13 protein-coding genes are annotated in these 15885 nt (G+C 30.3%); 4 read left to right on the top strand and 9 right to left on the bottom strand.

The window, feature by feature from the left end; genetic code table 11:
* Positions 1 to 78: 78 nt before the first annotated feature.
* A complete protein-coding gene (gene htpG, locus BX611_RS00935) occupies positions 79 to 1968 on the bottom strand; it encodes a molecular chaperone HtpG (protein WP_115877621.1) in 1890 nt (629 codons plus the stop codon).
* A gap of 148 nt (positions 1969 to 2116) precedes the next feature.
* On the opposite strand from htpG, the gene BX611_RS00930 reads away from it, so the two are divergent.
* Both BX611_RS00930 and BX611_RS00925 read left to right on the top strand, forming a co-directional pair.
* The gene (locus BX611_RS00930; protein WP_115878884.1) at positions 2117 to 3700 is read left to right on the top strand and encodes a GMC family oxidoreductase; all 1584 of its coding nucleotides are present in this window, start codon (positions 2117 to 2119) and stop codon (positions 3698 to 3700) included.
* Between the two features lie 20 nt (positions 3701 to 3720).
* Complete coding sequence (locus BX611_RS00925; protein ID WP_115877620.1) at positions 3721 to 4410, top strand: nitroreductase family protein; 690 nt, start codon at positions 3721 to 3723, stop codon at positions 4408 to 4410.
* 32 nt (positions 4411 to 4442) lie between these two features.
* Here BX611_RS00925 and BX611_RS00920 read toward each other — a convergent pair whose 3' ends face one another.
* Positions 4443 to 6902, bottom strand: a complete 2460-nt coding sequence (locus tag BX611_RS00920; RefSeq protein ID WP_115877619.1) for an alpha/beta hydrolase family protein — start codon at positions 6900 to 6902, stop codon at positions 4443 to 4445.
* Between the two features lie 94 nt (positions 6903 to 6996).
* Positions 6997 to 8409, bottom strand: a complete 1413-nt coding sequence (locus tag BX611_RS00915; RefSeq protein ID WP_115877618.1) for a Gfo/Idh/MocA family protein — start codon at positions 8407 to 8409, stop codon at positions 6997 to 6999.
* 94 nt (positions 8410 to 8503) lie between these two features.
* Between BX611_RS00915 and BX611_RS00910 the strand changes: the two genes are divergently transcribed.
* Positions 8504 to 9511 carry a 3-oxoacyl-ACP synthase III family protein gene (locus BX611_RS00910; RefSeq protein WP_115877617.1) on the top strand — a complete coding sequence of 336 codons (1008 nt, stop codon included), beginning with the start codon at positions 8504 to 8506 and terminating at the stop codon, positions 9509 to 9511.
* A 209-nt stretch (positions 9512 to 9720) separates the two neighbouring features.
* Here BX611_RS00910 and BX611_RS00905 read toward each other — a convergent pair whose 3' ends face one another.
* Positions 9721 to 12165, bottom strand: coding sequence for an outer membrane beta-barrel family protein (locus BX611_RS00905; RefSeq protein ID WP_115877616.1), 2445 nt, complete (start codon positions 12163 to 12165; stop codon positions 9721 to 9723).
* A 254-nt stretch (positions 12166 to 12419) separates the two neighbouring features.
* Between BX611_RS00905 and BX611_RS00900 the strand changes: the two genes are divergently transcribed.
* Positions 12420 to 12782, top strand: coding sequence for a CoA-binding protein (locus tag BX611_RS00900; protein ID WP_115877615.1), 363 nt, complete (start codon positions 12420 to 12422; stop codon positions 12780 to 12782).
* Here BX611_RS00900 and BX611_RS00895 read toward each other — a convergent pair.
* The 5 genes from BX611_RS00895 to pyrR are packed head-to-tail and all read right to left on the bottom strand — an operon-like array spanning position 12779 to position 15881.
* Positions 12779 to 13696 carry a ribonuclease Z gene (locus BX611_RS00895; RefSeq protein ID WP_115877614.1) on the bottom strand — a complete coding sequence of 306 codons (918 nt, stop codon included), beginning with the start codon at positions 13694 to 13696 and terminating at the stop codon, positions 12779 to 12781. The genes BX611_RS00900 and BX611_RS00895 overlap by 4 nt on opposite strands.
* Entirely contained in the window at positions 13693 to 14052 is a 360-nt protein-coding gene (locus BX611_RS00890) for a T9SS type A sorting domain-containing protein (protein ID WP_115877613.1), read from the bottom strand. Before BX611_RS00890 ends, BX611_RS00895 begins: the two co-directional genes overlap by 4 nt.
* Before the next feature lie 17 nt (positions 14053 to 14069).
* Entirely contained in the window at positions 14070 to 14402 is a 333-nt protein-coding gene (locus tag BX611_RS00885) for a hypothetical protein (protein ID WP_115877612.1), read from the bottom strand.
* The gene (locus BX611_RS00880) at positions 14399 to 15337 is read right to left on the bottom strand and encodes an aspartate carbamoyltransferase catalytic subunit (protein WP_115877611.1); all 939 of its coding nucleotides are present in this window, start codon (positions 15335 to 15337) and stop codon (positions 14399 to 14401) included. The genes BX611_RS00885 and BX611_RS00880 overlap by 4 nt, the downstream gene beginning before the upstream one ends.
* 4 nt (positions 15338 to 15341) lie before the next feature.
* Positions 15342 to 15881, bottom strand: a complete 540-nt coding sequence (gene pyrR, locus BX611_RS00875; RefSeq protein ID WP_115878882.1) for a bifunctional pyr operon transcriptional regulator/uracil phosphoribosyltransferase PyrR — start codon at positions 15879 to 15881, stop codon at positions 15342 to 15344.
* Positions 15882 to 15885 lie beyond the last annotated feature (4 nt).

The raw sequence follows: 15885 nt of genomic DNA, 5'->3' as shown, positions 1-15885 counted from the left end.
TACCTAATATGCTGGCAAAAATAATAAAAAAAAGCCTCAACAATTGTTAAGGCTTTTCTAAAGTTTATGTAACTTTTTTTATTTAATCATTTGAAAACTACGTTTTATAAAAGTAGTTAACTCTTCTCCGTGCAATAAACCTTGAGATAGCTTAGCTAAATCAAACGCTTGTTTAATTAAACGCTCTTGTTTCTTTTTAGTTTTAGTATTTAAAATTTCACCAACTAATTCGTTATTGGTATTTACAACTAAATTGTACATATCTGGAAAATTACCCATTCCCATCATTCCACCACCACCAGTTGCCTGCATTTCTTTCATTCTGCGCATAAATTCTGGTTGCGTAATCATAAACGGATTTGCGTTAGAATCCATAGCTTCTAATTGAACAGTATATGTTTCTTTTGGAATTGCTTCTTCAATTATAGGTTTTAAGGTTTCTTTTTCTTCATCAGAAAGTTTACTAATCTGATTTTCATCCTTTTTAATTAAGTTATCAACATGGTCTGCATCTACTCTTACAAATTGGATATTCTCTTTACTTCCTTCTAATTTTTGAATTAAATGCGAAACTATAGGAGAATCTAACAATAAAACTTGATATCCTTTTTCTTTAGCAGCATCAATATAACTATGTTGAGATTTTACATCTGAAGCATATAAAATTACTACTTTATCATCTTTATCAGTTTGAGTTGGTTTTATTTCTTCAACCAATTCTTCAAAGGTAAAATATTCTTTATCTACTGTTGGATACAAAGCAAACTTGTCAGATTTTTCGAAGAATTTTTCTTCAGAAAGCATTCCGTATTCAATAATAACTTTAATATCGTCCCATTTAGCTTCAAAAGCTTTACGATCGTTTTTAAATAAACTAATTAGTTTATCTGCAACTTTACGCGTTATATAACTTGATATTTTTTTAACGGCTCCATCTGCTTGTAAATAAGATCTGGAAACGTTTAAAGGAATATCTGGAGAATCAATAACTCCACGAAGCATTTGTAAAAAATCTGGTACAATACCTTCTACATTATCTGTTACAAATACTTGATTTTGGTATAGTTGAATTTTGTCCTTCATTGGATCTACACTTTTACTCAACTTTGGAAAATATAAAATACCAGTTAAGTTAAAAGGATAGTCAACATTTAAATGAATATTAAATAAAGGTTCTTCAAATTGCATTGGGTACAATTCTCTGTAAAATTCTTTATAATCTTCATCACTTAAATCAGTCGGGTTTTTTGTCCAGGCTGGTGTTGGATTGTTAACAATATTATCTACTGTAATTTTTTCAGGTTTGGCATCTTCAGCCGCTCCTTCTGGTAATGGTAAAGATTCTTCACGTGTTCCAAACTTAATTGGAATAGGCATAAACTTGTTATACTTATTTAGTAATTGAGTAATTTTACCTTCTTCTAAAAATTCCAAAGAATCTTCATCAATATGAAGTACAATTTCTGTTCCTCTTGTTGTTTTATCAGTTTCTTCCAATGTATATTTTGGACTTCCATCACATTCCCAACGAACAGCTTTTGAACCTTCAACAAAAGATTTTGTAAAGATTTCAACTTTGCTCGCTACCATAAATGAAGAGTAAAAACCTAAACCAAAATGTCCAATAATTCCAGAGTCTTCTACTTTGTCTTTGTATTTTTCAACAAATTCTTCAGCTCCAGAAAAAGCGACTTGGTTAATGTATTTTTCAACTTCTTCACCAGTCATACCAATTCCTTGGTCTATAATTCTAATTTCCTTTTTGTCTTTATCAACTTTTATTTCAATTATTGGATTTCCAATATCACCTTTAACTTCACCTAAAGTTGATAAATGTTTTAATTTTAAAGTTGCATCCGTTGCATTCGAAATTAATTCACGTAAAAATATTTCGTGATCAGAATACAAGAATTTTTTAATAATAGGAAAAATATTCTCTGCAGTTACATTAATATTTCCAGTTGCCATATGTATAATTTTTTATTTATTATTAATATTTTTTAATAGTCAAATAGAATACCAAACTTTTAACTGTGACAAACTGGCACTTTCACTTTGTTTTTTTGTAATTAAATTGACTTGGAGAACTGAAATTTTAACACTACTTTTAATTTTTATGAAAGCAAATTTAGATTATGATTATGTAATTATTGGAAGCGGTTTTGGTGGCTCAGTAAGTGCATTACGCTTGTCTGAAAAAGGCTATAAAGTGTTGGTTATTGAAAAAGGAAAGTGGTTTAAAAGCGAAGATTTTCCTAAAACTAACTGGAATCTTAAAAAATGGCTTTGGGAACCTAAACTAAACTTGAAAGGTTTTTTTAAAATGACTTTTTTAAATCACGTAACAGTTTTGTCGGGTGTTGGAGTAGGAGGAGGTTCTTTAACATATGCAAATACATTACCCATACCAAAAAAGGAATTTTTTAATTCTGGTAGCTGGTCAAATTTAAATAATTGGGAGGAAGTTTTAAGTCCGTTTTATGATATAGCCTATAAAATGTTAGGAGCTGCACAAAATCCGAAATTATATGCTGCCGATATGGCTATAAAAGATATTGCCAAAGAAATTGGTAAAGAGGAACATTTTAAGCCTTCAAAAGTAGCAGTATATTTTGGTGAAGCAGGAAAAATTGTGAATGATCCTTATTTTGAAGGCAAAGGACCAAATAGATCAGGTTGTATTCATTGTGGTGCTTGTATGACAGGTTGTAGGTTTAATTCAAAAAATACCTTAGATAAAAATTATTTGTATTTGGCACAAAAGTTAGGTACAAAAATTATTGCAGAAAAGGAAGTTTATAACGTTTCGGTTATTAATGCTGAAAATGGAAATGATGGATATAAAGTTGAATTTAAATCAAGTATTGGAAACAAACAAAAAGATAGTATAACCACAAAAGGAGTTATTTTTTCTGGTGGAGTAGTTGGTACAGTACCTTTATTATTAAAGTTGAAACAAAAATCGTTACCAAATTTATCTGAAAAAGTAGGCTGTAATGTTCGTACCAATAATGAATCGTTATTAGTTGTAACATCAACAGAAAAAAAGCCTAAAGATTACTCTAAAGGATTAGCAATTGGTTCGGTGTTGCATACCGATAAAAACAGTCATTTAGAGCCGGTGCGTTATGGGGAAGGATCTGGTTTTTTTAGAATTTTAACAGTACCAATAATTCATAATAAGTATATGGTTTTAAGGTTGCTTGGTATTTTAGGCTTGGCATTTAAATATCCTTTAAAATTATTTAAAACCGTTTTTGCTAAAGATTATTCAAAACGTACTACGATACTGCTTTTTATGCAAACTTTAGACAGTACTTTAAGAATAAAACTTGGGAAAATCACCAAAATGAAAACACAAACCGAGCAGGGTAAAAAGCCAAATGCTTTTATTCCTGAAGCACTTGAGTTGGGTAAAAAATTTAGTAAAAAAGTAAAAGGAATTCCTTATGCAAATATTACCGATGTTTTATTGGGTACTTCAACAACTGCTCATGTTTTAGGTGGTGCAGTTATGGGAGAAGATATTTCAAAAGGTGTTATTGATAAAAATAACCAGGTTTTTGGGTATAAAAATATGTTTGTTTGTGATGGCTCTATGATTTCTGCAAATCCGGGGGTAAATCCTTCTTTATCCATAACCGCAATTTCAGAACATGCCATGAGTAAGATTCCTGTTAAAATAGAAAAACCATTTTAGCATTCAAAATTTAAATAATTATGAAAAAAGACAATTATATTTTAGTTGATGGATTTAAACATTACAGGTATCTGCAAGAATCTTATTCTGAAAATGAAATGCTTAGCAAATCGAAAAACTATTTTGAATGGGCAAATAAGCGTAGATCTGTACGTCATTTTTCTGAGAAACAAATTCCTATTGAAGTAATTGAAAATATTATTAAAACTGCTTCAACAGCACCATCAGGCGCAAATAAACAGCCCTGGACTTTTTGTGTGGTAAAAAGTGCTGAGATAAAAAAAGAAATCAGATTAGCCGCTGAAGAAGAGGAGCGAAAAAGTTATAATGAAAGAATGAGTGATGAATGGTTAGAAGATTTAAAACATTTAGGTACTGATGCTAATAAACCTTTTTTAGAATTAGCACCTTATTTAATAGTTGTATTTAAAAGACCTTATGAAATTGACGCAGACGGAAATAAATACCAAAATTATTATGTAAACGAATCTGTAGGTTTGGCTTGTGGAATGTTAATTTCAGCAATTCATAATGCAGGTTTAGTAACTTTAACCCATACACCAAGCCCAATGCGTTTTTTAGAAAAAATATTAAAAAGACCCGCAAATGAACGTGCATTTTTATTGTTACCAGTAGGATACAATTCTGAAGAATCTTATGTTCCTGATATTAAAAGAAAAACAATGGAAGAAGTGATGAAATTATATTAAAAAAGGCAGCTAAGCTGCCTTTTTTAATATAATTATTGCTTTATTTCAACTTCTTTTTTTACAATTGGATTTTCTTTAATAATTCTATTTTTAACATGTTTTTCTAACCATTGATCTTGTTCCCAAAGCATATGTAAAACAGATTCTTTAGCGCTATAACCGTGACTTTCTTTAGGGAGCATTACCAAACGAACTGGAGCACCAAGACCTTTTAAAGCATTAAAATAGCGTTCACTTTGTAATGGATATGTTCCCGAATTGTTATCGGCTTCACCATGAATTAATAATAAAGGAGTCTTCATAGTATCTGCGTGCATAAACGGTGACATTTGGTAATAAATTTCAGGAGCTTCCCAATAACTACGCTCTTCACTTTGAAAACCGAAAGGAGTTAAAGTTCTATTATATGCTCCACTACGTGCAATGCCAGCTGCAAATAAATTAGAATGCGCCAGTAGGTTTGCAGTCATAAAGGCACCGTATGAATGTCCTCCAACTGCAACTTTATTTGGGTCTATATATCCTAAATTATCAACAGCATCAATAGCAGCTTTACCATTTGCAACAAGTTGTTTAATAAATGTGTCATTTGGTTGTTCATCACCTTCACCTACAATTGGGAAAGATGCATTGTTTAAAACTACATAACCTCTAGTTACCCAGTAAATTGGAGAACCATAATTTGGATACGTAAATTCATTTGAATTTATTGTACTTTGTCCTGCACTACTTTTATCTTTAAATTCCCTTGGATATGCCCACATAACCATTGGATATTTTTTTCCTTTTTCATAATTTGTTGGTAAGTATAAGGTTCCGGAAAGCTCTAAGCCATCTTCACGATTATATTTAATAACTTCTTTGTGAACATTTTGAATACTTTTAAAAGGGTTTTTAAATTGAGTTAAAGAAACAACGGGATTTGAACTTTTTTTAATATTTCTAATATAATAATTTGGATATTCGTTTTTAGATTCTATTCTAACAACTACTTCCCCTTTTTTCATATTTAAGGCATATAATATACCTTCAACTTTATCTGTTAATTTAGATTGGTATAACCTTTTTGTTTTTAACGTTTTTAAATTCATTTCATCAACAAAAGGGAATTTTCCTTTTTCACTGTATCCATCACCAATTAAATAAACATTATCTTTAATTAAGTCTAAAGTATATTTACCATATTGATTTCTTCTGGTAACAAAACTACCAGGATCATTATAGCTATCTTGGTAATTTCTATCTGAAATAATTATAGGTTTGGCATTTATGTTTGAAGGATTAAAAACATAGGATTTAGTGTTTCTAGTATTCCACCAATAGTCTTGTGCAATTGCAGTTTGTTCATTTCCCCATTCAATACCTGAAAATCTTCCAATTGTTTTTAAAATTGATTTTTCTTTTCCATTAAATGGTGCATTTAATTCAAAAACTTCATCTCTAAATACAACTTCTTTGGCAGGATCTCCTTCATCTAAGGCTTCACACCAAACAAGTGTTGCGGGTTTATCATCTCTCCAGGAAAAATTTCTTTTTCCTTTTCTAACAGCCATAAATCCTTTAGGTAAATCTTCTATTAATGGAATTTTTAAAAAGTCGGAAATAAGGTTTCCATCTAAACTGTAAATGGATGTTTTTGAAGGAAATCGTCTGTAAGGCACTAAATATGAAAAAGGTTTTTCAATAGTAGTTACCATAATATAATTTCCGTCTGGAGAAAAGGAAAGACTCCTATACATATCGTTTCCTTTCCATAAAGTTTTATTTCCATCAATTGATATTTTGTATAATTCAGCCAGCGCTAATTGTTCAAAATTATGTTCATCACTTTTATTTTTTAAAAGATCTTGGTAAGTTCTGTTTTGAGCTTTTACACCTTGTTCACTAACAGATATTGTTGGTCCTGCAGGTACTGCTGTTTTTGTATCAATTAACGGTTTTTTATCTTTTGAAATAAATTTAACCAGCAAAGAATTATTGTCTTTAAACCAAGAATAGGGCATTCCTGTATTAGCATTTAAATTAGGATCGGTTATTTTTTTTGCTGATTTTGTTTCAATGTCTAAAATCCAAAGTTCTACACCGTTGTTTACAGTATTAGTGAATGCCATCATTTTTTCATTTGGAGACCATGAGAAGTTAGAATATCTTCCGTTTGAAGGCAAACCGGTAGCTGTTTCTTCAATGTTGTTTCTTCCAACGCGTACTTTAATATCTGTATAATAGCGTTGTCTGCTGCTTATGTTGGTTTTAGGATTAATTCGCAAGCCACCAAGTCGCATTTCAGTTTCAGAAAGTTCTTCTATAGTTTTAAAGTTTGAGCGATATAAAAAAACAAAATTTTCACCTTTGTCATCCATTCGCATGGAAGGAGCTAAAGGAGCTTCTGCAAGTTCTAAAATTTCTTTGGGCGGTTTTTGATAGGTAAGTGCTTCTTGGGCATATATAAATGAACCCAAAAACAAGATTGCTATAAAAAATAAATTTTTCATATTGAAGTTGTTTAATTGATATTGATTTCTATCAAAACTACTAAAACAATAATATTTACCCTATTAATAAAATGTTAAATAGCCCGTGTTTAATTTAAATGTCACGAAGCATTTCAGTAGGTTTTTTTTCTTTCCAGGTTCCGCCAGTAAAATCAGGAACTTTTATAGGAGCACTGCCTTGTGCAACAGATAGTTCAGATAGTGGTGTAACGGCACTCCAAAGAATACTATCGTACACATTAATATCTAATGGTTTGCCTTCATTTAAGCAACGGATTAATCTGTAAATCATAACAAAATCCATTCCTCCATGACCAACAGCATTCTCAGAAATTTGAGTTCTTAATTTTTGCCAAAGAGGATGGTCGTATTTATCTCTGTACTCTTTATATTCTGCTGTTTCTAGCCATTTATGTCCCCATTGTAATTCTTCATGACCAACATACAATCTGGAAGGATATCCCATATGAACAGCTTTTGTACCTGTAACTGTATTTAAACGGTTATAAGGTCTTCCTGTATGCACATCAAATTGTAACATAATGGTTTTACCTAATTTTGTTTTAATAAGAGTAGTATTCATATCGCCACACTTAAATTCTTGAATTGGATTATTTTTTTGTTTGGCGGCTTCACTTAAGCTTTGTTCTAAAGAACTCATTGAAGTTAAAAAATCATAGGTATCTCCACGCCCAATATCCATATATTGGCTTACAGGACCTAAGCCATGTGTGGTGTAAAAGTTACCATTTCTATTTGCATGATGTTTTAATCGCCATTGATCTTCATAATACGTTTCATGTAGCATATGCATTCGTAAATCATGTATATATGCACCTTCAGCGTGTGTTAAATTTCCAAAAACACCCTGTTTTATCATATTTAAAATCCATAATTCTTCACCATTAAAACAACAATTTTCCATCATCATACAATGTTTCTGAGTTCGTTCAGCGGTATCAATTATTTTCCAACAATCTTCTAAAGTATAGGAAATTGGTACTTCACTAGCAACGTGTTTTCCTTGTTCCATTCCATAAAGAGCCATTGGTGTATGCATTTCCCAAGGAGTAGCAATTATTAAGAGGTCAATATCATCGCGTTCGGCAACCTTTTTCCATTCTTCAGGATTTCCAAAATATAAATCTGCACCATTTGGTTGTACAGTTTTTAAATGCACATTTAATTTCTCAACTTTTTGTTGTTTTAAATCTGAAATGGCTATTATTTCAGCATAATTATTTTGAATTAACCAATCAAACATTTGAATTAGTGTATTACCTCTGTTTCCAGCACCAATTAAGCCAACTCTTACTTTATCAATTTTTGGAGCAGATAGACCAAAAGCACTTCCGGTTGCAGTTCTACCCAATAATTGTTTAATTTTTTGTTGAGTTTCATCTTCAACTGAACTGTTTTTAGAGTTTGTACAAGCAACCGCAGGGGCTAAGCCAAAAAAAAGTGCCGCACGTGTTGATAAATTCAAAAAATCTTTGCGATTCATCATAATGTTAATGTTTAATTGGTTATTATTGTAATAGTTGTAAAAATATGGAGTTTTTACTAAGTTTGATATAACGATTATAAAAATATAAAATAATATGTATAATTCTAAAATAACAGGTCTTGGTTACTATGTGCCTGATAACGTAGTAACGAATGATGATTTGTCCAAAATGATGGATACAAATGATGCGTGGATTCAAGAAAGAACTGGAATTAAAGAGCGCAGATGGATTAAAGAAGGAAGCGGAGATACTTCAGCAGTTATGGGAGCTAAGGCATCCAGAATTGCAATTGAGAGATCGGGATTAACAAATGAAGATATAGATTTTATTGTATTTGCCACGTTAAGTCCAGATTATTATTTTCCTGGATGTGGAGTTCAAATTCAAGAAATGTTGGGTTTACGAACAGTTGGTGCATTAGATGTTAGAAATCAATGTTCAGGATTTATTTATGCTATCTCGGTTGCGGATCAGTTTATTAAAACAGGAATGTATAAAAATATTTTAGTTGTTGGTTCTGAATACCATTCAGGAGGTTTAGATAAAACAACTAGAGGAAGAGGTGTTTCCGTTATTTTTGGTGATGGAGCAGGAGCAGCAGTTTTATCAAGAACTGAAGATAATACAAAGGGAATTTTATCTTCCCATTTACATTCTGAAGGAAAGCATGCTGAGGAACTAACCGTTTTAGCACCAAGTATAAGACATTGGGTTCCTGAAATTATTGAAGCAAATGATGAAAATGATGAATCGTATTTTCCATATATGAACGGAACTTTTGTGTTTAAACATGCAGTTGTTCGCTTTTCTGAAGCTATTATTGAAGGATTGAAAACAAATAATTTAGAAGCTACGGATATTGATATGTTAATTCCGCATCAAGCAAATTTGCGAATTTCTCAGTTTGTTCAAAAGAAATTTAAATTAACTGATGACCAAATATTTAATAATATTCAAAAGTATGGTAATACTACTGCTGCATCAGTAATTATAGCGTTAACTGAGGCTTGGGAAAAGGGAAAAATTAAAGACAATGATCTTGTTGTATTGGCCGCATTTGGTAGTGGATTTACCTGGGGAAGTGTTATAATTAGATGGTAATTATCAGTGAAAATATTAAAATAAAAAACCTCTAAAATGCAAGTTTAGAGGTTTTTTTAAAGGTTATTGGCTAATTAATTCAAATAATTACAATATCCTTTTTAATATTTTTATTTAAAGAAGTGTTACATAATAAAGACGATACATTTCATTAAATATTACACTTCGTCTTGTTAAAAAATAGTTAATTAAATTTTGAAGATAATTTTTTAAATAAAGCCTCCGCCACTTTGCGTTTCATTATTATCTCTTGATTTTCTTCCTTTTGCTTTATTTTTTCCGCCACCAAAACGGTACATAAATCCAAGATAGGCAGTTCTGCTTTCCCAATTAAATTGACCAGTATATGGATAAGGGTTTTCTGATTCGAATTTAAATTTCATTCCTTCAAAAATATCATTAACTCTTAAGCTAATAGTCCCTTTTCCTTTTAATACATTTAAACTAGCTCCAGTGTTAATCATCCACATTGGATCAACTTTAAATTGTATAGATTTTCCGCCTCCTCTGTACATTGCAAACAGTTGAAATCTAAGATTTTTTGTTGCTGTAAAGCTATTACTTAGTCTAAAATTTAAAGTGTTATTTGTAACCTCAATTTGTTCTCCATTTGCTAAACCGCTTTCTTTTTGGGTGTACAAATCAAAACTTGCATTAGTTCTCCACCATTTTGCAACTTTATAGTTTGAAGAAACTTCAAAACCATATCTATCATTACTAGCAGTATTGTTAAAAGATAATTCAACTTTATCTTCATCTAGTGGGTCAATATTTAAAGTTCGGTTAATATTATCATTAACCCTTCTGTAAAAAGTTCCTATTGTAAAAGAACCCTTATTGTGTTGTTTTGTGTAATTAAATTCATAAGAATTTGTAAACTGTGGTTTTAAATTTGGGTTTCCAACAGAAGTTATTAAAGGCGTGCTCCATTCTCTAATTGGATTTACTTGTCCTATTGAAGGACGGTCAACTCTTCTGCTATAACTTAATTGAAACTGATTTTTTTCGCTTGGGTTGTAGGTGAAAAATGCAGAAGGATACACTGAGAATATTTTATCTGAATAATTTAAAGTCTCTGATCCTTTTACAAAACTGCCTTCCACATTATATTGTTCAAAGCGAGCACCTAATTGCATGGATACTTTATTTATTTGCTGATTGTAATTTACATAACCAGCATAAATATCTCTATTGTAATCAAAAGAGGTAAACTCTTTAAGTTTGGTTTCATACCATCCATTTCCATCATTAATTAATTCATTATTTGAGTCATAAATAAATTCATGCTGAGTTGTAATATTATTGTTTGTAGTTTCATTAAAACGAGCTTCTAAACCAAGCTCTAATTTTGAATTTTCTGATAAAGGATTGGTATAATCTATATTATATAATCTTGTACCTCGTTCATTTTTAATAATATCATTATAATTACTTGTAAGGTCAAAAGGACGAACTAGTTCTTTGTAATCAGCAGATTCTGGACTGTCAGAATCAGAAAAATTAGCTTCAAATTCGATACTGTGTCCCTTTTTTTCAAAATCTAAAGTATAATTAAAATTATATGCTTGTGAATTTCTTTCTCCATTAACAAGCATTGGACTGCTACTATCTAAAATATTATCAAAAGTGACTCTTGTATCACCATTGAAAATATTTTCCGTCATATTTTGAGTCGTGTAAAATGAAAATGTATTTTTTTCATTTATATAAATATCAGCTCCTACTTTTAAAAGATGAGATGTGCTGTTATCTAACATATCAAAATTTTGCACTGAATTATTATCATTACGTTCAACAATACCATAGTTTTCACTTTTACCATCGTTTATGCCATAATTTGCAAAAAAGTTTACCTTTCCAGTTTTAAAATTCATATCTAAAGAACCATTGAATCTATTGTTTTTACCCATAGTTAATCCTGTATTGGCAGAGCCATTAAAGCCAATGTTAGAGTTTTTATGTAATACAATATTTATAATTCCACTCATTCCTTCAGGATTGTATTTTGCAGAAGGATTGGTTATTAATTCAACACTTTTAATTGATGTTGATGGTATTTGTTTTAATAACTGGGCAGCATCAATATTCGTAGGTTTACCATCAACTAAAACTCGTACATTTTCATTTCCCCGTAAACTAATATTTCCGGTTTGGCTATCTACAGAAACAGATTGAACATTATTTAATAATTCTGACGCGGTAGTTCCTGCAGCAGTTAAATCTTTACCTACATTAATAACTTTTCTGTCAATTTTTTGAGAAACAGTTGAGGTCTCAGCAACTACAACAACTTCATTTAACTGTGAAGCCTCTTCTTTTAAATAAATAGTTCCTAAATCAATTCTTGAATCAGTTTTAGAGATGTTTATTTCTTTAATTTCAGTTTTATAACCTATAAATTGAATTTCAATAAAATTTTTTCCTTCAGAAAGCTGTTTGATTGAAAAGTTTCCATTATCGTCAGTAATTCCTCCAGTTGTAGGTTTTTTTGCTGCATCTTTTACAATAATTGTTACATAAGGGATTGCTTGTTGAGAACTTGCGTCTATTACCTTTCCATATACAACACCAGTTTTAGGATTATTATTGGAAGGAAGTTGAGCGGAAATAGTTAAAGAAAGTAAGATACTGCAGAGTAAAAATATTTTTTTCATTTATAATTATTTTGAGTTAGTAGTTTGTATGATTAAATAAATCTGTATTGTGTTATATACGAATAGCGTCTTCTGTTATTCCAGTTTTTACTTTTTGAAGTAGGAGTTGTTTCAAATGCTGTTTGATTCTTTTTTTCGTTTGCTGTTTTCATTTTTAAATTGAATTAGATTATTTGTAATCTTTTATATGCCAAACAGACTATTAAGTGTAACAGATGTTACTTTGTTTAACACATTTTAACTAATTTTAACAAATGAATAAGAAAACACTGGTAATTGGAGCCTCACTAAATCCAACTAAATATTCAAACATTGCTATAAAAAAGTTACTAGCTAATGAATTCGAAGTGAGTGCAATAGGTAATGTTGAAGGAGAGGTTTCAGGAGTTAAAATTTATAATTCAAAAGAAATATTTCAAAATATACATACCGTTACACTTTATTTAAATGCAAAAAATCAAGAAAGTTATTATGATTATATTTTGTCTTTAGAGCCAAAACGTGTGATTTTTAACCCTGGAACTGAAAATAAAACGTTGGAAAAACTACTAGTTAAAAACAACATTGATTTTGAAGAATCTTGTACGCTAGTATTATTAAGTATTGGAGCATATTAATTAATTTCAAAGACTTTACCTGTTTCAGCTAAATATGTATTTTCAAAAATTTCTTGAGCTTCCGTTTTAAATGCATCAATATTTTTGTACCTACCACTGTAATGCCCAATTATAAGTTGTTGTACGTTTGCCTGTTTTGCAATTTGGGCAGCTTGCTCGGCTGTTGCGTGTTTAGTGGTAATAGCTAGGTTTTCTTTATCTTTTAAAAAGGTAGTTTCGTGGTATAAGCAATTTACATTTTTAATATGTGGTACTATTTCAGGGAAATATGAAGTGTCGCTGCAAAATGCATAACTTTTAGGAGTTGTAGGATTTAATGTTAGCTCACTATTCTCAATTGTACTGCCATTTTTTAATTTAAAATCTTTTCCGTTTTTTAGATTTTGATAATCACAGATTTCAATTTCCTTGTATTTAGAAATGACTTTCATATTTAACCTGCGTTCACCTATTTTTTCTTTAAATAAAAAACCGTTTGTATATACTCTATGATCTAATGGTATTGTATGTACTTCAACTTTAGAGTCTTCAAAAATAAGTTCGCTATGTGTTGCTGTTAATTCGTGAAATAATAAAGGATAATTTGTCCAGGAATTTGAAAGTTTTAATTGCAATGTAATTATTTCTTTTATCCCTTTTGGACCGTAAATATGCAATTCAGTTTCTCGGTTTAACAATCTAAAAGTAGAAATTAATCCTACCAAACCAAAAAAATGATCTCCGTGTAAATGAGAAATAAAAACATGTTTTATTTTAGAAAATTTTACACCATATTTTCGTAATTGAACTTGAGTTCCTTCTCCACAATCAATTAAAAAATTATGGTTTTTTATTTCTAAATATTGAGAGGTTGGGTTTGCGTTAACTCTAGGTGTAGCAGAGTGACAGCCTAAAATGGTGAGTTTTAAACTCATCTAATTACAAGTCTTTTTGATACAATCTCAGTGTCAGATTGTAATGAGTAAATATACATGCCATTTGTTAAATCGTCACGATTAAATGGTATGGAATTTATTCCTATTTTCGCATTTATTCTGGTGCCATAGACAGTTTTACCTATAAGGTTTTTAACTGTAATTTCCACTAATTGTTCTTTTGTTGATCTAAAACTAATGCGAGTTTTAATTGTTAATGGATTTGGAGATGCTGAAACAGATAATAGCGTAGTTGTAGGTTCATTTTTTTTAATAACACTACTATCCTTTTCTTTTTGTTGTGCAAAAGAAAAAGTAAATAGTAATAAGAAAGTTATTAAAAGTAGTTTTTTCATCAATAAGCCTATTGGTTTTAAAATCCTAAATCTCGTTCAATCGCATCCATTTCTATAATGTCAATCGCTTCTGTAATTGTTGGTACAACATTAAGTTCATCTGGAATTTCATCAATATTAATTCCTTTAGAGATAATAACAAAACTTGTGCCGTTTTCTTTATGTTGAGAACTTAAACTCAAAAATAACAATAATTCTTCTATTTTTGTGTTAATTTTTTCTGAAAAGTCTAAAATTAAATGTGCTCCTTCAAATTTTGATAGCTCTTTTTCAAGATTTACTTGAAATTCACCTAATGAATTATTGGTAGGTTTTAATAAAGTATATTTTTCAGTAGTTGTTATTTTCATTGTTTGTGTCTTTCAATTTGTTGTGCCAATAAATAAATTACAGCCATTCTAATTGCTACTCCATTTTCTACCTGATGTAAAATAATTGATTGATCTGCATCTGCAACATCACTTGTTATTTCCACACCTCTGTTAATGGGCCCTGGGTGCATTATAACAATCTTCTTGCCAAGCGAATCTAATAACTGTTTATTAATTCCAAATAGTTGTGTATACTCTCTTGTTGAAGGAAAATAATTTATTGCCATACGTTCATTTTGAACCCTTAATACATTAGCAACATCACACCATTCCAATGCTTTCTTTATATTGTTTTCAACACCAACACCTAAATTTTCAATATATTTTGGAATTAGTGTTTTTGGTCCACAAACTTTAACTTTTGCTCCTTGTAACTTTAAAGCATAAATGTTAGATAATGCAACTCTTGAATGTAAAATGTCTCCAACAATTAATACTTTTTTACCAGTTACACTTCCTAATCTTTCTCTAATAGAATACGAATCAAGCAATGCCTGAGTTGGATGTTCGTGAGTTCCATCTCCTGCATTTACAATACGCGCATTTACATGTTTAGATAAAAAATCACAAGCACCAACGTTTGGATGGCGCATTACAATTAAATCAACTTTCATTGATAAAATGTTGTTGGCAGTATCAATAAGTGTTTCTCCTTTTTTTACTGAAGATTGGCTTGCAGAGAAATTGATTACATCGGCCGATAAACGTTTTTCAGCCAATTCAAATGAAAGTTTTGTTCTGGTGCTGTTTTCAAAAAATAAATTTGCAATGGTTATATCTCTTAGCGAAGGAACTTTTTTAATAGGACGGTTAATTACTTCTTTAAAGTGATCTGCAGTTTTAAAAATTAAATCAATATCAGCTTTATTTATATGTTTTATTCCTAAAAGGTGTTTTACGCTTAACTGACTCATATAATTAATTATTTATTATATAAACGGCGTCTTTTCCGTCTTTTTCTTTCCAATTTACGGTTACTCTTTCTTCATTAATAACATCTACTTGTCTTCCTCTATAATTTGGCTGAATTGGTAAATGTCTACTAAATCGTCTGTCTATTAATACTAAAAGTTCAATGTCAGTTGGTCTTCCAAACGATTGAATTGCTGTTAAAGCAGCTCTAATACTTCTTCCTGAAAACAAAACATCGTCTATAAAAACAACATTTTTATCTTCAACAATAAAATTAATGTTTGTTTTATTAGCTTCTAAAGGTTCTCCTCGGCGTCTAAAATCGTCTCTATAAAAAGTAATATCTAATTGCCCTAACTGAACATTTACAATATTGTAATCTTCCTTTAAAATAGCAACAAGTCTTTCAGCTAAGTAAACTCCTCTAGGTTGAATACCTATAAGAACAGTGTTTTCAAAATTATTATGATTTTCAATTAACTGACAAGCTAACCGATGAAGAATTATGTCAATTTCTTTAGAGTTAAGAAGAATTTTTTTACTCATTGCA

The sequence above is a fragment of the Lutibacter oceani genome (genome assembly GCF_003384935.1).
GTDB lineage: Bacteria > Bacteroidota > Bacteroidia > Flavobacteriales > Flavobacteriaceae > Lutibacter > Lutibacter oceani.
Note: the sequence above shows the minus strand (reverse complement) of the source record. Positions and strands in the feature narration are given on the sequence as shown.